This is a genomic window from Paenibacillus jiangxiensis (genome assembly GCF_046098255.1).
In the GTDB taxonomy this organism is placed as follows: Bacteria; Bacillota; Bacilli; order Paenibacillales; family Paenibacillaceae; genus Paenibacillus; species Paenibacillus jiagnxiensis.
The window spans coordinates 41,088-61,058 of the sequence record NZ_JBJURI010000011.1 but is presented as its reverse complement, the minus strand read 5'-3'; the positions used below and the strand labels follow the sequence as shown (position 1 = coordinate 61,058).

The window sequence follows — 19,971 nt, the reverse complement described above, 5'->3', positions numbered from 1 at the left end:
CTTCTCCTTGCAAAGTTCGGAGGAGGCCCTTCTTGTGTTGTCAGATCGCTCGATAGTGCTCTTTCAAAAAATTTACAAATGCTTTAACCGTCGCCAAGTCCATAAATTCTTTTCTGTACAGCATCCAGGTTGTCCATAAAACAAGTTCACCCGCACTATCCCTTAAAGGGATTTGTTCAAGCTCATCCCCCTTTTCTATAACAATGGAAGGAACAATAGCGTAACCCAATCCGCTTTGAACTATCCTTTTGGCGAACTCCATAGAATCCACATCCATAGAGACAAGTGGAGGTTTGGAATAGTTGTTTTTCCACCAGTTGTCGATCACCATCACCAAAGCGGGATCAGTATTATAGGTGATTCTCGGCTGATCTGCCAGTGAATCCAGATCAATGGGGGATTTGGATATGATGCAAATCGTTTCCTGATCGATAATCTCTTTTTCTTCCGACCAGTGGTGCTCGCCGCGCACGATGCCGATTTGCACCTCCTGCTTAAACACCGACGTAATAAGGTCCAAATTGAGCCCTGTTTTCACCGTAAAGTCCACCAAAGGGTAAAGGTCAAGAAATTGCCTTAGTACATCGGGAAGCTTATACAAGGCCACTCCTCTTGCAACGCCAAGCCGGAGCGTGCCTTGAATTTTACCCTCCATGTTTCTAAGCTCTTCCTTGATATGCGAGAGCTTAAGCAGCATCTCTTTGGCGTATTCGACAAGAAGCACACCCTGTTCCGTAAATTCCACACCACGTCTGCCCCGGTATAACAAGGTGATGCCAAATTCTTTCTCAATCTGCTGAAGGCGGTAGGTAAGCGAAGGCTGAGAAATAAACATACGATCTGCGGTTTTTGTAATGTTTTTTTCCTGCGCAAGCAATTGCAGTGTGGTCCAATCTTTCTCATCCATGTGGAGGTCTCCTTCAGACATAGAAAAAAATGATGTAATAACCTTAATATCATCATTATATTCTATTCCAAAGTTAAATATAAGATAAAAATTGTGTGCTTACTGCAGCATGCTCATGCCAATCATAATCGGTGAAATTGCCCGAATAAAAAAAAGGGATTAACACACCCTAAAGCAAAAAAAGGTGGCAAAATCCTTATGAGCAAGCTTGAAGAAGTGCAGAAAAGCCCAATGAAAGGAAACCGGTTCGATAAATTAACGTCTGCTGAAGTGGCGAAATTGTGGGCAACTTATATGGGGAACAGCCTAGCCCGCTGCGTACTGCGCTACTTTCTTCGACATGTGGATGATGAGGAAATCCGAAACGTCTTGGAAGAGGGGCTTCAGCTGGCCGATCGATTCGTGCAAACGGTATCGGACATCTTTACCCGGGACAATCATCCGGTTCCAGTCGGCTACACGGAGGATGATGTCAACCTGGGAGCGCCCCGGTTGTTTGCCGACGAGTTTTACCTGCACTACTTGAAATACACCGGCAAAGCCGGGATCAGCATTTACGGGATTGCTGTGCCATTGATGAGCCGAAAGGACGTCCGCGATTTTTTTACCGATTGCCTCGCTTCTACGGTCAAGCTGTTGAACGATGTTAACGATTTACTCGACGCGAAGGGCTTTTTGGTCAAACCGCCTTACATCCCAGTGCCGAAAAAAGTCAGTTTCGTGAAAAAGCAGGGGTATTTAAATGGTTTCTTTGGGGATGTCCGTCCGCTTCAAGGGCTGGAAATCACGCATCTTTACGATAACATCCAGAACAACGCAGTCAGCATTGCAGTGTTGCTTGCCTTCTGCCAGGCAGCCGAAATTCAGCAGGCCCGGGATTACTTTAAAAGAGGAAAGGCAATCGCCAGCAAGGAATACGAAATTTTAAGCAAGTTATTGGACAAAGATGATTTGCCTACTCACCCGCTCATGAATCATCTGGTCACCGATTCCACTACATCACCATTTTCTGATAAATTGATGATTTCCCACAAAATAGACATGTACTCGATGCGAATTCGATCGTACGGCAATGCCTTGGCTTTCAGCGCAAGACATGACGTAACGGCCACTTACGCGAGATTCATAGCCGAGGTAGGAAATTACGTAGAAGACGGGGCCAACATCATGATCGATTTGGGGTGGATGGAACAACCTCCGCAAGCGGCGGATCGTGATGAATTGTTTTGAGAAAATTGCAGCTTGGGTGAAATTGCCCAGGCTGCTTTTTTTGCTTGCCAGTAGAGGCGAGGACCTGAGGATTAGTTTTCCATCTTCGATATTGGACTAAAGGATTATTTTGGAGACCTTGTTCTTGGGGCAGCCAAGCAGCCGCTTTACCCCAAAGGCGGCAACAGGCCTACAATTATTGTAATTAATTTAAATGATATTACTAATTTGGGTGAAGCTAATGTGCGGTTTTATGAATGAACCGAGCCCAATGAGCATACTTTGATGTGTAATTTTTACCAATCCAGGCTTCGCAAAATGTTGATTTTAGGACATAGGGCCCGTCGTCCCGGGCGGGGAAATGAGCTTACTTCTTATCAATAAAAAACGTAGTGATATCAAATGGTTACAATAATTTAATCTTTATTAACCTTTTTGAAATCAGGATTTTTAATGCTTTTGGAAAATAAATCATGCCTCCTTCTCTGATTCCTTATGCTCAAGTTCGCCTGTGTCAAACAGGACCCGGGGCTGATGATCGTTTCTGGACGGTCCGTTTACAATGGGACAAGCCCGGTGCACAACAGGCCAGGGAAAAAATCTGAGACATCAGGAGGAACTCGAGAGCATGAATTGGAAGAGAAAGATCATTACGTTGAGCGTAACAGCAACGATGCTTACAGCGAGTCTAACAGCAGGAGCATTCACGGCATCGGTATCGGCTGCCTCAGTTGAACATTCAAAGGCTGAGGTTATCTGGGGTGTCAATCTGCGCACATCGCCTTCGACTTCTGCCAGTATAATTCGTCAGCTGCCTAAAGGCGAGACGGTAACGATCCTTGAAGAATCCGGATCAGCATGGTACAAGGTGCAGGATTCCGCCAACCAGACAGGATATATATCATCTTCTTCAAAATATACACAAGCCGTCAACGGTAACGTCGGCTCCGACTATAACAGCACCTCGGGCTCAAAAAATGCTTCCACCGCCAAAGGCAGCGAAGCTGTTGAGAAGGTAATCGCAGCAGGCATGAAATATTTGGGCACACCTTATGAATATGGGGCAAGCCGCACCAGCACAAAAACATTTGACTGCTCCAGCTTTGTGCGTCGGGCCTTCCTGGATGCGCTCGGCACCAAGCTGCCATCCGATTCCCGCCAGCAGGGGGATTATGTCAAAGCGAAAGGTCCGGTTCAGACCGATTGGAGGAAGCTGAAGCGGGGGGATCTGATGTATTTTATGTCCTATAAAGGAACCAAGTCTTCTGCTTATGCCAGTGTTAACAAAGCAAGTCAACGGATTACCCACACCGGCATTTATCTGGGGAACGGCAAAGTGCTGCATACGTATTCCAATGAAGGCGGGGGCGTAACCATCAGCGACATTGCCGGCAATCATTGGCAATATCGTTTCCTGTTTGGAGGAAGCGCACTGTAACAAAAGTATCTTACACAACAGGCGACTCGGATAAAGGTCGCCTGTTTTTTTCTATTTATCTATACGAAGTGGAGTGGCTTCTGCTTTGCTATATAGATTATGATATACTCTCGGTATGTGATGTGAATTGGATGGTGAAGACTGAATGGATCGTATTCGCAGCTAAAGGAGGCCCATTTAATGAAGTATCATACCTCTGACCGCATAAAAATCCATCCGGGATTATGGGGAACATTTCGTCAATTAGGGATTCCAGCCCATGATATAGCACGCAAAGCACGGCTTCCGCTCACCATCATTACTGAACCGGCAGTTACCACCGCCCAATATTTCGCGATTTGGCAGGCCTATTCCGATCTTATTGGTGATCCTGCCCAAGGAATCATCAAGATGGCGACGGTCTTCGAAACAACCAAATACCCACCAAACGTCTTGGCGACTTATCACGCTCGTGACTACCGCGACGCTCTACACCGAATGGCCCGGTACAAGCAGCTTTGTCCTCCCGAAAGCTTGCATATCACCGAGGAGGGAGAGCGTTGTACCATCGAACTGGAATGGCTGTATACAGAGCAACCCTGTCCGCCGATGCTGGTTGGTGTTACGCTGGCATTTCTTCTGGAGCTTGGACGCCGGGGCACAGGTCAAACTATTACGGCGCAGCTTGTTGAATTTTCTCACTCCATGGGGAGTGTCCAAGCCCTTGAAGCTTATTTCGGCTGCCGTATCCGAACTGGGGCAAAATGTAATCGCTTGACGCTGCATCGGAGAGATCTGGACCGCCCTTTTCTTTCATACAATGAAGAGCTGCTGGAGCTCCTGACCCCTGTTCTGGACCAGTCGCTCAATGAACAGCAGCACAGCCGTTCAATTGCCGAGACGGTCAAATGGATCATGAAACGCAGCCTTACAGGAGGGACCCCTGACATACAGGCTGTTGCGAAGGAGTTAGGGATGAGTGATCGCACCCTTCAGCGCCGGCTTACTGACGAAAACACGAGCTTCAAGCATCTGTTGGCACAAGCGAGACATGAGCAGGCGCGAGAGTACCTGGCAGACCCTTCGCTTGATATTAAGGAAGTGGCTTTCTTGCTTGGATATAAAGACCAAAACTCGTTCTACCGCGCCTTTCGCCTTTGGGAGGGGGATACTCCTTCAAATTGGCGCAATGAGCATCTGAGTACAAGCCCAAGCATTTACTGAGTTTATTATTTGGCGTGTTCAACAAGAACTTTGGCGTTATATGCTAGTTACTAAACTGTGACTGCGAGGTAATATAATCTCTGTCCGGAGCACAAGAATGTAAAGGAGAACTGCATGATGGATATGGGATTGAAGAATAAAACCGCTTTAGTTACAGGATCAACGAAAGGCATAGGCAAAGCAATTGCCATTGAACTTGCCAAAGAAGGCGTTAATGTACTCATTAATGGACGAAATTACGAAGAGGCGGAACAAGTTGTAAATGAAATCAAGTCAATTTTCCCGGATACCGCTCCTCAAAATGCTGCAGCCGATCTTGTGGATATTGAGCAAAGGGAAGCTTTGTTTGAAAGATTCCCCAGTGTTGATATTTTAGTAAACAATATGGGCATCTATGAAATTATGCAGTATGAAGACGTTGACGATGAAATATGGGAAAAATACTTCCGTACCAACGTTCTTGCTGCCAATGGTTTATCTAAATTTTATTTGCCTGCAATGTTGAAGAATGATTATGGCCGTATTATTTTTATTGCCAGTGAAGAGGCAGTTATGCCTTCAGGGCAAATGCCTCAGTATGCAGTCACAAAATCGATGTTATTATCCTTGTCCAAAAGCCTGTCCAAATTAACAAAAGAGACAGAAGTTACCGTCAATACAATCATGCCGGGACCCACACTCTCTGAAAATGTGCATCAAATCATTGAGAGTATTTATCCTGATGAAAATATGACTTTTTCCGATAAAGAGAAAGATTTCATGGCCACAAATCTGCCCCAATCCGAACTGCAGCGATTTATCAGGCCTGCTGAAATAGGCAGACTGGCCGCATTTGTATGCAGTCCTTATGCATCCGCATTTAAAGGCTCTCCAATCCGTATGGATGGCGGGATGGTGCCTACTATTTTTTAGTATTTCAAAAGAAGCTGTCCTAAAAGTAGTTTATAACTTGAAAAAGGACATTCTGAGAATTTAAAAAAATTGAAAAGCGGACCGGGCAAGAGGAGCTATCCTTGCCTAGTCCGTTTGTCTCATCTGCGTGTATATCATGAATATCTTCTTTCAGGTTCATTGGCATATAGAGTTGGCTCCATGGTATATTGAATGACAAAAGAAGCCTTCCTTTTAGATGGCTGCTCGTCACATCCATTTTACTGGGAAAGACTTCTTTTTGTATGGGAAAATTGAAGAAGGGGCTATCCCTAAGCTATATTCAATGACTTATAGGACAGCCCTTTCTGATAAAGATGATTTGCTCATTTGCTTGTTAATATTAATTTTTCCGTTTTACCATCGACTGTAAGTGTGATTTCATATTGATCATCTTTGTTTGGAGTAAGAGAACTGACGTCTATTCCCCCGTGTTTATACTTATAACCTGAACTCCAATTTCCTTCTTCCGAACCGGAAATTGAATTACTTTCACCCTTCAAATTATATTCAAAATGATTAATTTCCCCATTCATTTTTCCAATATACTCGCATGACAGTGATCCAAATAGATCTTTGGATTTAGGTACAGACAAGTTAATCCTCCAATTATTTGATTCGGCAGTATAATTTTTTGTTTGGGCGTTACTGGCTTTATAGGTTAGTAGGCCAACTACAAATACTACTAGTATCGCAATAACCACTAATAGAATATACTTCTTACTCATAATTCTCCTCCAAACTTAGGTTTACAATGTTACCATAATTATGTACAAAATCCACTAAACAATTTTGAAAGGAGATTCACATGAAAAAATTCTTGTCAAGTTGTCTTGTCGGAGTATTGTCCATTGGTTTGATTGGAAGCACAGTAGTTTCCGCTGAATCAAAAGAAGAAACCAATTCAATTGTTCCAGATGGTTATGAAATTGTCAAAGTTTACGATTCACCTAACAACCTAAATACCCAAAATTCAAATGAACTGGGTCTGTCTCAACTCAGCGTAGAACCCAAAGTAACGAGTAATGACACTGACGAAAAGATCACTTTCGAGACTTTTGAAAATGAAACAAGACCATTATACGACTTGAAAAATACAGAGACAGGAGAAATTGTAACTCAATATGAGACAAATGTTGGTGTACTGGCTTCATCAGGTACATACTCTTCAAATGGTACTGATTCAACGTTAAGTGTTCGAGCTTATGGGACTATATACTATATTTTTAGTGGTGATTCTAGTCAATATGTTGAACTAGATAAAGTGGATTGGCGTTATGAATTACTTGATAGTAATGCTAGAATTGTGAGTAAAACTCATAACTTTCAGCAGGCGGGTGCCTCAAAAGTAACTAATAGAGCTGTTGACCAAAGAAGAACATTGAGACCAACGGCCAATTCTGGTACTGATCTTGTAAGGAACTGGGGATGGGATCCTGTTGATCATTTGGCCGGTGTTTGGAGATACGGAGTTGAAATGAATGCCACAATTGGTAGAGTTAATAGTTCCTCGACATGGACAATGCAGGTCCTTGTGTACAACGCTGCTACCTAGTCCTTTATTGGTTACCTAAAAAGAGGACAGTCTCGAAAGTTTTCGTATATAGGAACAGACAAAAAATTAACGAAAGGACCTCAAACTCCATACCTATATGGGAGACGAGGTCCTTAGTATTAGCTAAAAATAGGGCATAAAATAGAAAATTACTTTTGAGTCAGCCCCTTTTTTAACTTATTGGTAGAATTGTTAGAGCGACTGGCATCTGAGATGCTTGAAGATATTAAAAAGATTTAGGTTTGAACATTTTTCTTGCTGCAAAAACTTAAGTGCTGTTTCACTAATACCGGGTCAGTAAGATCCGCTGCTTACCATAACGATGTTCTTCTACTCATCTTTTTTTCCTCCCAATATTGTTTATTTTGAGCATTTTCTTGCTCGCATCTATATAGGAAGGTTCGGTTATAAATTAACAACCACATTTAAAAATTTTTTTAGGATGACTGTTTACAATAGCTTACAAAGAAGAGAGCGCCGGCCCCGGCGCTCTCTTTGATCATTCATACGTTATCGTTATTCAGCGGGGCAGTCCTTTTAACCGGAAGGTTAAGCTGGCGAAGTCCCCTTTCAGATCAGATACAGTGAGACCGATGTTCATTAAGCGGTCCCCGCCAAAGGTTTCGCCGCCGAACGCGAGGCTGAAGGGAGAAGCAGTGTCTCCCGCCAAGCTGTTACCCGTCACCCCGGTTTCGATTCTGTATTTTAGCTGCGGGTCCAGTCCTTTCAGCGTTAACCGCCGGATCGGGCCGTTCGGCTCAGCCAGCACGCGGAAGTAAGCGACAAACGCTTCGGACTGGTCCTCGCTGACGAACATCCAGGCCGTATCGCCCCGGCCTTCAAACGGGCTGAGGAGCCGGTACATATCCCCTTGCTGCACAAGGGAACGAATTTCTTTGTACTGGGCAATTTGTCTGGCGGCGAGCTTTTTATCTTCCTTTGTAAAAGCGGTAAGGTCAAGCTCGTAGCCAAAGTTGCCGCTCATCGCCACGTCGCCGCGAATAGCGAGCGAGGTCATTCGTCCCACCTGGTGGTTCGGAACGCTTGAGACGTGCGCGCCCATGGAGCTGGCTGGATACACGATGCTGGTTCCGTATTGGATCGCCAATCTTTCGATGGCGTCGGTATCATCGCTGGTCCAGGTTTGCGGCATATAATACAGCATTCCCGGATCAAACCGTCCGCCCCCGCCGGAACAGCTTTCAAACAGGATGTCCGGGAAGCGGGAGGTGAGCCGGTCCATCAGATCGTACAGTCCGAGCATGTAACGGTGTGCGGTTTCTTTTTGCCGTAGGGCCGGAGCTGCTGCCGAGGCAATCTCCGTCATGTTCCGGTTCATGTCCCACTTCACGTAAGTGATCGGAGCGGAAGAAAATACAGCACTTAGCGTGTCGTATAAATAATCGCATACTTCCTTGCGGGAGAGATCGAGCACCAGCTGGGACCGTGCCTCTGTCCGCCGTCGGTCTCCGGCATGCAGACACCAGTCAGGGTGCTTACGATACAGTTCGCTGTTCGGGGATATCATCTCCGGTTCTACCCAAAGACCAAATTGCAGGCCTTGTTCATTCACACGGTTTGCCAGGTCGGCAAGCCCGCCAGGCAGCTTGCGGCGGTCCTCAAACCAATCCCCAAGGGAGCTGTCATCCTTGTCGCGTTTCCCGAACCAGCCGTCGTCAAGCACAAAAAGCTCTATTCCGAGGGGGCCGGCTTCTTTGGCAATTGCTTCAATTTTATCTGCATCAAAATTGAAATACGTGGCTTCCCAATTATTCACCAGGATGGGCCGCTCTTTGTCACGATAGACACCCCGGCACAGGCGTGTGCGGTAAAGTCGATGGTAGGTGCGTGACATGCCGCCAATGCCTTCTCCGGAATAGACCATGACAGCCTCAGGGGTTTGAAAAGACTGACCCGGCTCAAGCTGCCAGGAAAAGTCAAAGGGATTGATGCCAATGCTTACACGGGTCTGGCTGAACTGCTCCACTTCCGCCTGAGCGATAAAGCTGCCACTGTAAACCAGACTGAAGCCATATACATCACCATGGTCCTCCGTTGCATCAGGACGAAGCAAGGCCAGAAAAGGATTCATCTGGTGACTGCTTGATCCCCGTCGGCTCTCCAGCCGAATGGCCCCGGGGCCGAGTTCGCGGCGCTGGACATGCCGTTCCCGCACCCAGGCTCCGGACAGATAGAGGGCATGGTAATTGGCATCGGCAAAATCGACCGAGGCGCTCAAAGCTTGCTCAAGCGTCATGGCAGCGCTTCCTTTATTCTCAATCATAGCTGAGCGGGCAATAACGCTGTGATTTGCAAATACGGTATAGAGAAGCGTGGCCTGCAGGCCCGAGTATTTGTCCTCAAGGATCAAATAAAGGGTGGCCGCTTCATCATCCGATTCGGTGTAGACGGCGGGAAGTCCTTCGAGCTTTGGTTTACCTGATACAATGCGGTAGCCGGTGTATTTCAGTTCTGTAATCCGGGTGCCGTCCTCCAGTGTCAGCTGGTAAGCAGGCTGCCGGAAGTCGCTTGTTCCATACTGGGGGTACTCCTGCGGAAGCGTATCCAGGGAAATCGAGCGGTCGGAAGGAACGGGATTTGGAGAGAAGGAGCTGCGCTCCCTAAACTCCAGTATACTGGCCAGATTACTGTCATGATGAAGCCGGGCCCCCCAATAGACATGGGCGGGATATCCTTCCACGAGCTGAATAATATAGCTGGAATCCTTGGACTGCAGGTGAAACAAGCCAAGCGTTTCGTCTACGTGAATATGCATGGAAATTCACTCCTTTAGGGATTCATAAAATAGATTTGGTGCAAGTGCCCGTTCAGCTGTTACTGTATGAGCTCTCCCGTATGATCAGCTTTGTTCCAATGACGCTGTGAGCTGGCGCTTCACGGCCCTCAAACCGTTCGGCCAGCAGCTGAACGGCAGCTTTTCCCATCTGTTCGGGATAGGCCCGCACCGTGGTCAGCGGAGGCTGTACGAAGGCGGCCATCTCAATGTCATCGAAGCCCACAATAGCCATCTCCTCCGGCACTTTGACTCCATGTCCATGAAGGGCGCGCAGGGCACCGATGGCGAGCGGGTCACTGGCTGCGAAGCAGGCCGTCGGGCGTTCCTGTCCGGCCAGAAGCTCGTTCATCATCCGATATCCGTCGGCCGTGCTCCAGGCTCCCGTACGGATGAATTGAGGATGATACAGCCCCCGTTCCCGCAAGAACCGCTCAAAATAATGCGCCCGCCGCTCTCCGTCGCTCTCGCCGCCGATAAATCCGATGTGGCGATGGCCCAACTCCAGCAGATGTCCAAGCGCCTGGTCAACAGCCTGCCGGAAATGGAGCCGCACCGAATCGTATTCCAGCTGCTCCTGGTATTGGTCAACCAGAACGATGGTATTTTTGTCAGGATGCAGCTTGACGGCCTCTTCGGGATCGACGCCGCCCACCACAATCAATCCGTCCGTCTTCTGCAGAGTAGTGATGGATGAGCGGCCCCGCAGCGTCTGCCCCAGCGTCAACCCGAGCTCTTCACAGCGCAGCTCGATTCCCCGGCGAATCGAAGCATAATACGGATCATCCCGCTCCTCTTCGATGGAGCACCATAGGAGGAGGGAGACCGTTTTTCCGGCACGTTCTGTATTTTGCTTCAGCTGTCTCAGCCTTGAAGGCTTATATCCAAGCTGTTCGGCAACTGCAAAAATACGGTTTTTCGTATCCGGGCTTACGGCCAGGGACAAGTCGTTGTTCAGAACCCGTGAAACGGTTGCGGCAGACACCCCCGCTTCGCGGGCAATGTCTTTAATGGTTGCCAAAGAAGCTCACGCCTTTTTTAGTTAATAATTTTACTAAAACAGAACTGAATTCATCCTAGCATACCCTTTTAGTACTTTCAAGAATAAATGGAACTTTAGACGATTACGAACGGACAGGGAGTTGTCTTAATGAAATAGATGTGATAAAGTACCAATTAACCAAACATCCTATGTTTGATAAATAGATGAAGAGAGGGTAGACACATGCTTGAGAAAACAAAGCGGCTGACGCTGGTTGAGCAAGTCGCACTGCAAATGGAAAGTCTGATCGAATCAGGCAAGTGGGCTATCGGGATGCGCATTCCGGCCGAACCGGAGTTGATGGCTGAGTTAAATGTTAGCCGCAATACATTAAGGGAAGCCATTCGGGCATTGATCCACGCAGGACTCCTGAAGACGAAGCAAGGGGACGGAACTTATGTCTGTTCTGCGAGCGTTTTGGGGGTCGTGCTGCAAAAACGCATTTTGCGTTCTGATACACTGCAAACGCTGGAAGTCCGGCATGCGCTCGAACGTGAGGGGGCCAATCTGGCTGCGCAACGCAGAACGAGCGACGAGGCGAATGAACTTTTTCTCCAACTGGAACGCTGGGAGGCGGCGGCAGCACGGGGAGACATGGATGGCTTTGTAACGGAGGATATTCGTCTTCACCAAAGCATCATCGCGGCGTCTCATAATGAAATTTTAATCGAATTATACAACCATATCACGGAAGCGTCACAAGATTTGATTACAAGCCTGACTCGTTATGAAGCCGGTGCGGATTTCTTGGAGATGCACCGGCAGCTGGTCGAAGCGATTGTCGATCAGGACGCCGATCGTGCTGTGGCAGCGGTTCACCGTTATATTGCGGAATCGAAAGCTGTTCTCGAAGTCGAAGGAGGGGAACGGCTATGAGCGTACAAAGCAATACAAAGTCAACGATAATGAAGAAGTCGTTGTCGTCGGGTTGGCCGATTATCATAGGCATTGTCCTGATCGCACTGACCATGCGATCACCGCTAACGTCGGTAGGTCCATTGGTTGGTTCGATTCGTGAATCCCTTGGACTGTCGAACACTGCAGCAGGTCTGCTCACGACATTGCCGCTGCTTGCTTTCTCGCTTCTTTCACCGTTCACGCCCATTCTGGCGCGCCGCTTCGGGGTGGAACGGGCCATGCTTTATGCGTTGGTCCTGCTCATAGCGGGTATTGCTATCCGCTCGCTCGGCGCAGCAGCTTCCTTAATGGCAGGCACTGTTTTGCTTGGGCTTGCCATTGCAGTATGCAACGTGCTCCTTCCGAGCCTGGTTAAACGGGATTTTTCCAGTCAGGTCGGCCTCATGACAGGAGTGTACTCCGTGTCGATGAATTTATTCGGGGCGATAGCATCTGGTGTCAGTATCCCGCTCGCCCGCAATCTCGGTTTCGGCTGGACTGGCGCGCTCGGAATCTGGGGGGCACTCGCTCTGCTAGCTGCGCTAATCTGGTTTCCTCAAGTCCGCGCAAGTCACGCGTCTGCCAGGGCAGCAACTAGCGGTGCTTCATCACGGCGAAGTCTGTGGCGTTCACCGCTGGCATGGATGGTCACGCTTTTTATGGGCATGCAGTCGCTCCTGTTCTATGTCTTGATCGCCTGGCTGCCTGAAATCATGACAAGTCGGGGTTTGAGTGAAGACAGCGCTGGTTGGATGTTATCGCTGTTTCAAATCGCAGCGCTGCCCGTATCGTTCATCGTTCCCATCGTTGCGGGACGCATGAAGAACCAGCGTTTGCTGGTCATAATCATGACGATCCTGTTGCTTGTTGCGTTGGCAGGCCTTTATTTCGGGGGAAATGCATTCATTGCGTTATGGACAATTTTACTCGGAATTGGCGCGGGATGTGCGTTCAGCTTGGCCATGATCTTTTTAAGCCTGCGGACGAAAGATGCCCACGATGCAGCCTCTTTGTCCGGCATGTCGCAATCCGTTGGATATTTACTGGCAGCAACCGGACCGGCCTTATTTGGTTTGCTCCATGACACCACAGCAAGTTGGAACGTTCCGCTGCTGCTGTTGTTTGTCGTTAGCGCTCTGCTGCTTATACCCGGCTTGGGTGCCTCAAAAAAACAAACAGTATAAACTTCTTGGCTTTAGATAGACGTTTTTGTTATACTTTTATCATCATTTGTGATTGGGGGTTTTACCGTGGCAATACTGAATTGCTCATTCACTAGGGAGTCCTCATGCAAAGCCTGATTTAGGGCGATACTTTGCATGGGGCGCGATAGGATGGAAGATTGATTTTATCGCCCACGCTTAATCGTTTCTTATAGCAGGCTTTGCACCTTATGATCTTTTAATGAAAAATAAGGGGCTGAGAGCTATGAGTAAACCATTTATTAAAAACCATCAATATAACGTGATTAAGAAACAAGCGGAATTCATTCTGAGCACTTTGCGAAAAGTAGCGGATCGGAGTATCCTGGACACGGTAAGGTATAGCGCCTTAACGAATATTGTTGAAGCATTTTCTGACCTGACAGAGGATCAGCGGCGGATGCTGGAACCAATAACGACCTTCGAGACTGCATACGATTTCCAAAGATATCTTGGCGAATTGGAATCATACCTGGAGCCATATCCACCGATTACGCCCAAACAGATTGAGAAGCTTTTCCCGAAAAATAAGAAGCTGAAAGTACCTGATCTGCAATCCATCGACTTTCGATTTGTGACGTACCTCAGCTGGGTGGATATTGCCGCGAACAGATTATTCATTGTTTATCCGTTCGAAGGGCAGTTCATCGGTATTGAGGGGAAAATTACGCCGACCAACAAGAAAGGGTATTGCCTGTTCTGTAATCGACATCATGAGCTTGCATTCTTCCTGGTCAAGACCAAGCCTTCCGTTCCTACGCCGGATAATTATGCTGCCATTGGCCAATACGTATGTTTGGATAATCAGGTTTGCAATCAGAGTATTACCAATACAGGGTCATTGGAGAAGTTCATTCTCTCCGTTCGAAAATAAAGGTTTTAACTAAAATGGGTTGCCTTTTTAAAGGCAGCCTGTTTTATTGCCAGCTAATCGTTCTTTCCCTTACATCTTATTACACAAAAAAAATATTCCCCCAACATATTATTGGAATGTATAATAATAATTACGGCTAAAAATGAGAATAGCTGATGCTACAAAGAAATTCGGGTTCAAACCCGAAGTCGACCGAGAAGAGGAGGACATATGAAGTCAACAAAGATCTCAGTATTTATGCTATCGCTGCTGCTCCTCCTGGTGACCGGCTTGGCCGGTTGGGCGGGAAGTGCCACAGCGGAGCCGAATTCAGGTAAAACGTATGTAATTGGTACCGACATTACGTTTGCTCCATTTGAGTTTCAGGATGTAAACGGCAAATTCGTCGGCATTGACATGGATCTGATGGAGGCCATCGCGAAGGATCAAAATTTCAAGTATGAAATTAAACCGTTAGGCTTTAACGCAGCCGTGCAGGCGCTTGAGTCCAATCAGGTGGATGGCGTCATCGCGGGCATGAGTATCACCGACGAGAGAAAGCAAAAATTCGATTTTTCAGAGCCCTATTTTCAATCCGGCGTAGTCATGGGCATCAGCCAAAATAATGACACAATTAAGAGCTATGAAGATTTAAAGGGGAAAAAGGTAGCTGTTAAAACAGGCACGGAAGGCTACAGCTTCGCTGAATCCATTTCCTCCAAGTATGGATTTACGATTGTCCCGTTCGACGATTCTTCCCAGATGTATGATGATGTGAAAACAGGCAACTCAGCTGCCTGCTTTGAAGATTATCCTGTCTTGGCCTATGGGGTGACCCAAAACAACGGTCTGAAAATCGTCACAGAGAAAGAAGAGGGAGGTTCATACGGCTTTGCTGTGAGCAAGGGCCAGAACCAGGAGCTCCTGCAGAAGTTTAATGCCGGTCTGGCCAATCTCCATACGAACGGTGAGTATGACCGGATTCTGGAAAAGTATCTGGGTGAAAATGCTGAAATGGCACCTCCAAGCCGCTGGGAGCTTATTCAGCAGTCTTTGCCGCCGCTTTTGAATGGTCTTGGGAAAACAGTGCTGTACACGATTATATCCTTGATTTTTGCCTTTATTTTGGGGCTGATTTTCGGATTTATGAAAGTGGGACAGAACCGGTTTCTGCGCGGTGTAGCGACCGTCTTTGTCGACCTGTTCCGTGGAATTCCGCTCATTGTCCTGGCTTTCTTTATCTACTTCGGGATTCCGCAGGCGTTCGGGTTTACGATGCCGCTGTTTCTGGCCGCGATCTTGACGCTCAGCCTGAATGCCGGGGCTTATATCACAGAAATTATCCGAGGCGGGATTCAATCGATCGACAGTGGTCAATTGGAAGCGGCCCGTTCGCTCGGCCTGCCTTACCGTACAGCGATGATGAAGATTGTCATCCCGCAGGCCATACGCGTGATGATCCCGGCGTTTATCAATCAGTTTGTCATTACACTCAAAGACACGTCCATTTTGTCGGCCATCGGTCTTGTCGAGCTGACGCAATCGGGTAAAATCATTATTGCCAGAACGTTCGCCTCCTTTGATATCTGGCTCATGGTTGCGATCATGTATCTGATTGTCATCACAATTTTAACGAAAATTTCTGACAGACTGGAGGCGAAAATTCGTCGTGGGTAAAATCCGGGTTGAAGGTTTAAAGAAAAGCTTTGGCTCGAATCATGTGCTGAAGGGAATCGATATGCAGGTCAAAGAAGGAGAAGTTGTCTGCCTCATCGGCCCTTCCGGTTCGGGAAAAAGTACGTTTTTGCGCTGTATTAACCAATTGGAGAAGATCACCGGGGGCCAGGTTGTCGTTGATGATCAGGACCTGAATGATCCGAGAACGGACATTAATAAAGCACGTGAAAATATCGGCATGGTGTTCCAGCATTTTAACCTGTTTCCGCATTTCAATGTGCTGAAAAACATCATGTTTGCTCCCATGGAGCTTGGCAAATTGAAAGAGGATGAGGCGCGCAGCACAGCACTCCGTCTGTTGACGCGAGTAGGCCTCGCGGACAAGGCGGACGCTTTCCCGAGCCAGCTGTCAGGCGGACAGAAGCAGCGGGTGGCGATTGCTCGCGCGCTCGCCATGAATCCGGACGTTATGCTGTTCGACGAACCGACTTCGGCCCTTGACCCGGAAATGGTAGGCGAAGTGCTTGGCGTCATGAAGGACCTGGCGCGTGAAGGCATGACGATGGTGATCGTTACTCACGAGATGGGCTTTGCCCGTGAGGTGGCGGACCGGGTCGTCTTTATGGATGGCGGCTTTATCGTTGAGCAAGGCCCGCCGGAAGAAATATTCGGGAATCCGAAGAATGAGCGCACGATCAGCTTTTTGGAAAAAGTGCTGTAAAGCGGTCTTTGAAGTGAGTAAACGTTCATAAAAATAAAAAATGACCGATCACCGGCTGATTTCAGTCCATGATCGGTCATTTTTTTGTTCGTCTAAAGTGGATCATTTAATTAGAATCAACGGATCGCCCGAGTGAATATGCCCATACTCTTTAACATGAATCTCCGCATAATCCGCAGTGTTGGATATGATAACGGATGTCGTTGTATCGTATCCGGCGTCTCGGATCGCTTCGATATCGAATTCGACCAGCTTGTCGCCTTTTCTGACAGTGTCTCCTTCTGTAACAAAAGTGGTGAAATGTTCTCCTTTTAATTTAACGGTATTAATGCCGATGTGAATCAATACTTCGACGCCTTCATCAGACACGAGCCCGATAGCGTGTTTGGTTTTGAACAGCGTTTGTACGGTTCCGGAAATGGGGGCGTAAACAGCGCCGATTGTAGGGATAATCGCCGCCCCTTTGCCCATCGCACCGCTGGAGAAAGCTTCATCCTGTACATCGGTTAACGGGATCCATTCACCGTCCAACGGGCTGAAAACGTACTTTTCGTTTGCATTATGCTCATGATCCCGGACAGGAGCGTCCGCAGCAGGGGTTCCATTGGCGGCTTCAACCGGAGCGGCGTTTTTATACCCGAACAGAAAAGTTAAAATAAAACCACCAGCAAAGGCCACTACAATTGAAATCAGGAGTCCGATGAACCCCCGGTCCACGCCTTCCGGTCCGATAAACATCGGGATGCCAAAGACACCGCCTCCCGCAATACTGTAGTAGTTATTGGTACCAAACATGCCCGCTACGGCGCCGCCAATTCCCCCGGCGATGGATGCCAGGATAAAAGGCTTTTTCGCCGGCAGGGTAACGCCGTAAATGGCCGGTTCCGTAACCCCCATAAACCCTGCAATCGTAGCCGAGGTGGCGATCGGTTTCAGACGTTTGTCTTTCGTTTTCAAAGCAATAGCGAGTGTGGCTCCCGTCTGGGCGAAGATGGTGCAAAACAGCATGCCATTGATCGGATCGAAGCCTTTGTTCATAATATTATTGATTAAAATCGGAATAAACGCCCAGTGCAGCCCGAAGATAATGATGGATTGCCAGAACCCGGCCAGCAGGAGGCCTGCGATGATCGGGCTTAAACCATAAACCCACAAACTTCCAGCAGCCAACTGGTCGCTAATAAATGTAGACACGGGTCCGACGGCAAGGAAGACAACAGGCGTGACGATGATTAAAGTTAACAATGGTACAAAAAACATTTTCATCGATGAAGGCATATACTTGCTGATAAACTTTTCGACAACTGCCGCCAAATAAGCCCCGATAATAATCGGAATGACCGATGAAGTGTAATTGAGCAGAACCACCGGTATATTCAAGAAGGTCAATGCCGTGCCTTCGTTAAATGCCGTAACCATGGTCGGGTATACGAGAGCGGCCCCGATCAATGCCGACAAGTAAGGATTTCCGCCGAATTTCTTGCCCGCGGAGAAGCCGAGAAAGATTGGGAAGAAATAAAACAAGGCATCGGCTGTCGCGTACAAAATTTTGTAGGTACCCATGTCCGCGGTCAACCAGTGTAAGGTCGTGAACAAGGAGAGCAGACCCTTGAGGATACCCACCGCCGCCAGCACGCCAACTACCGGCATGAACACACCCGATATAATATCGACAAAACGGCTGAATAAATTTCCTTTCTTTTCTTCCTCGACAGGTCCGGCTTCTGCCGATATTCCCGGTAATTTCGTCAACTCGGCATAGACCTTCGGCACATCATTGCCGATGACCACCTGAAACTGTCCGCCACTTTCCACGACAGTGATGACGCCGTCGATCTGCTTGACCTTCTCCTTATCCGGCAAGGAACTGTCTTTGAGTTTGAAGCGCAAACGGGTCATGCAGTGAATGACGCTGTTTACGTTTTCCGCTCCGCCAACCGATTTCAGGACTTCTTTTGCTGTTTTTTCGTAATTCACTTTGCTCACTCCTAGAGGTAAATGATGCTTTATCGAGCTGTATACGCTTTCCTTAAGGCGGATAGGCGCTTTATTGACGTTGGCCTATGACCACTACATCTTGTTCAAAACGATGCATCGGAATGATGGATTTCCCATCCTTGGTTATAACCTCTGTGACGGCAAATCTTTTTTTCTCCAGATCGATCGTTGTAAATACGTAATCCCGAACGTCCCGATTCAAGCGGACCTTGGTGTTTACAGGGATGTACAAAACGATGGTTTCGTCATTCGCAGCGGCGCGTATTTCCGGCGTTTCGTTCAGTACAATGTCGGCCGGTGAGATGCCCACCAGGTTATAGCTTTCGAACAGGTATTTGATAAAGGCGTAATCCCATGCTCCTTCAAAGCGCAGTGCATCTCTCCAGTCATAGGGGGCGTCAAAGCCCTCCCCTTCGACAATGCCGAACTTTTGGCCTTGCTTATGCCAGCTCCAAATCCCGTGAGCGCCGTAGGTGATGCCTGCGCTACCACCGGCCAGCAGGCTTTGCCAAGCGGCTTTTCTTGCATCGAAACGGGAGTACCTTCCGTAAACGTTGCGGCTGTAGCTGATTTGTTCATAACAGGGCTCTCCGTTAATGACGGGCCGCGTACGGGGACGCGTATAAAAATGCTGGGCTATTTCATGGGCCATAAATTGAAATTGCGAGTTATGGCCGGATTGATACATATAGAAATCCAGTCCGTCATGATTTTCGAACTCTTCCGGGAGATCCCTCAATCTGCCTTGAATATGGAGCGTGTTTAAGCTTGCCGGACTAACGGCATGGACCACTTCAAGCGCTTTCATATAATACGCATTAGCCCGCTCGCTCGGAAAGTCGGTATCCCCGCTGATGAAGTAGATCGGATTATATTTTGAGAACCGCTTCACTGCAAATCTGATATAAGGCTCCACTGCGTCAAACGGCATTTTGTTGTCTTTTTGGAACATCCCGGCCCATGTATCCGGTACATAATTGCACCACAAGAGCACCAATGCAGGAATAAAACCGCGCTGAACGGCCATGCCAACCATTTGTTCCGCCCGTTCAAAGTATTCCTCGTTCAGACTGTAGTAATCGTACGAACCGTCTTCGTTCAATGAAAACGGATCGATTTGAATATCCGAACCACTGGCGTCCCATTGACGCAGAAGGTTGATTTGCAGTACATTGAAGCCCTGCGTTTTCCGAACATCCAAATATTCTGCCCATTCTTCGATGGAGGCATTGGTAAACGCACTCCATACGGTATCCGCCAAATAAAAAAAGGGTTTATCATTTAGCGTTAACGTTCGTCCGTGTTCAGCGACAGATAGCTTCGCCATGATCACCGTTCCTTTCAATGCAGATCCTTTTGTTTATATAAAATTAATATAAAAAAGGCTTAAATTTTAGTGATAAAACTAAAATAATCCGTTTTCATAATGGATATTAGCATCTATACAATGCTTAGTCAAATTTTTTTTTTGGAATAATCATATTAGTTTAGTTTTGTTTAGTTAATATGTTCAGAAGAAAGCAAACAAGACCTGCCTCAGTGGAC

The 19,971-nt window shown here is 47.5% G+C and carries 16 protein-coding genes; 10 read left to right on the top strand and 6 right to left on the bottom strand.

The window, feature by feature from the left end; genetic code table 11:
- Window positions 1-40 precede the first annotated feature (40 nt).
- A complete protein-coding gene (locus ACI1P2_RS12500; protein WP_355320184.1) occupies window positions 41-907 on the bottom strand; it encodes a LysR family transcriptional regulator in 867 nt (288 codons plus the stop codon).
- Window positions 908-1,105: 198 nt separating this feature from the next.
- Between ACI1P2_RS12500 and ACI1P2_RS12495 the strand changes: the two genes are divergently transcribed.
- The 4 genes from ACI1P2_RS12495 to ACI1P2_RS12480 all read left to right on the top strand — a co-directional run bounded on the left by ACI1P2_RS12495 (window position 1,106) and on the right by ACI1P2_RS12480 (window position 5,669).
- Complete coding sequence (locus ACI1P2_RS12495; RefSeq protein ID WP_355320183.1) at window positions 1,106-2,137, top strand: DUF3231 family protein; 1,032 nt, start codon at window positions 1,106-1,108, stop codon at window positions 2,135-2,137.
- 607 nt (window positions 2,138-2,744) lie between these two features.
- Window positions 2,745-3,554, top strand: a complete 810-nt coding sequence (locus tag ACI1P2_RS12490; RefSeq protein ID WP_355320182.1) for a C40 family peptidase — start codon at window positions 2,745-2,747, stop codon at window positions 3,552-3,554.
- A 180-nt stretch (window positions 3,555-3,734) separates the two neighbouring features.
- Entirely contained in the window at window positions 3,735-4,757 is a 1,023-nt protein-coding gene (locus ACI1P2_RS12485; RefSeq protein ID WP_355320181.1) for a helix-turn-helix transcriptional regulator, read from the top strand.
- 117 nt (window positions 4,758-4,874) lie between these two features.
- A complete protein-coding gene (locus tag ACI1P2_RS12480) occupies window positions 4,875-5,669 on the top strand; it encodes an SDR family NAD(P)-dependent oxidoreductase (protein WP_355320180.1) in 795 nt (264 codons plus the stop codon).
- 344 nt (window positions 5,670-6,013) lie between these two features.
- On the opposite strand, the gene ACI1P2_RS12475 is transcribed toward ACI1P2_RS12480, so the two are convergent.
- Window positions 6,014-6,415, bottom strand: coding sequence for a hypothetical protein (locus ACI1P2_RS12475; protein ID WP_355320179.1), 402 nt, complete (start codon window positions 6,413-6,415; stop codon window positions 6,014-6,016).
- 80 nt (window positions 6,416-6,495) lie between these two features.
- Between ACI1P2_RS12475 and ACI1P2_RS12470 the strand changes: the two genes are divergently transcribed.
- Window positions 6,496-7,242, top strand: coding sequence for a hypothetical protein (locus tag ACI1P2_RS12470; protein WP_355320178.1), 747 nt, complete (start codon window positions 6,496-6,498; stop codon window positions 7,240-7,242).
- Between the two features lie 520 nt (window positions 7,243-7,762).
- Here ACI1P2_RS12470 and ACI1P2_RS12465 read toward each other — a convergent pair.
- A complete protein-coding gene (locus ACI1P2_RS12465) occupies window positions 7,763-10,018 on the bottom strand; it encodes an alpha-galactosidase (protein WP_355320177.1) in 2,256 nt (751 codons plus the stop codon).
- Between the two features lie 52 nt (window positions 10,019-10,070).
- A complete protein-coding gene (locus ACI1P2_RS12460; RefSeq protein WP_355320176.1) occupies window positions 10,071-11,057 on the bottom strand; it encodes a LacI family DNA-binding transcriptional regulator in 987 nt (328 codons plus the stop codon).
- A 204-nt stretch (window positions 11,058-11,261) separates the two neighbouring features.
- Between ACI1P2_RS12460 and ACI1P2_RS12455 the strand changes: the two genes are divergently transcribed.
- From ACI1P2_RS12455 to ACI1P2_RS12435, 5 genes are all read left to right on the top strand, one after another.
- Entirely contained in the window at window positions 11,262-11,954 is a 693-nt protein-coding gene (locus ACI1P2_RS12455; protein WP_355320175.1) for a FadR/GntR family transcriptional regulator, read from the top strand.
- Entirely contained in the window at window positions 11,951-13,159 is a 1,209-nt protein-coding gene (locus ACI1P2_RS12450) for a CynX/NimT family MFS transporter (protein ID WP_355320174.1), read from the top strand. Before ACI1P2_RS12455 ends, ACI1P2_RS12450 begins: the two co-directional genes overlap by 4 nt.
- A 244-nt stretch (window positions 13,160-13,403) precedes the next feature.
- Window positions 13,404-14,051, top strand: a complete 648-nt coding sequence (locus ACI1P2_RS12445; RefSeq protein WP_355320173.1) for a FusB/FusC family EF-G-binding protein — start codon at window positions 13,404-13,406, stop codon at window positions 14,049-14,051.
- 210 nt (window positions 14,052-14,261) lie between these two features.
- Complete coding sequence (locus ACI1P2_RS12440) at window positions 14,262-15,707, top strand: amino acid ABC transporter substrate-binding protein/permease (protein ID WP_355320172.1); 1,446 nt, start codon at window positions 14,262-14,264, stop codon at window positions 15,705-15,707.
- Window positions 15,700-16,428 (top strand): amino acid ABC transporter ATP-binding protein, encoded by a 729-nt coding sequence (locus ACI1P2_RS12435; protein WP_355320171.1) that lies wholly within the window; start codon window positions 15,700-15,702, stop codon window positions 16,426-16,428. Before ACI1P2_RS12440 ends, ACI1P2_RS12435 begins: the two co-directional genes overlap by 8 nt.
- A 102-nt stretch (window positions 16,429-16,530) precedes the next feature.
- Here the strand turns inward: ACI1P2_RS12435 and ACI1P2_RS12430 are convergent, their stop codons facing one another.
- Window positions 16,531-18,405: a beta-glucoside-specific PTS transporter subunit IIABC gene (locus ACI1P2_RS12430; RefSeq protein ID WP_355320170.1), complete on the bottom strand. Its 1,875-nt coding sequence runs from the start codon at window positions 18,403-18,405 to the stop codon at window positions 16,531-16,533.
- 70 nt (window positions 18,406-18,475) lie between these two features.
- Entirely contained in the window at window positions 18,476-19,753 is a 1,278-nt protein-coding gene (locus tag ACI1P2_RS12425) for an apiosidase-like domain-containing protein (RefSeq protein ID WP_355320169.1), read from the bottom strand.
- Window positions 19,754-19,971: the final 218 nt, after the last annotated feature.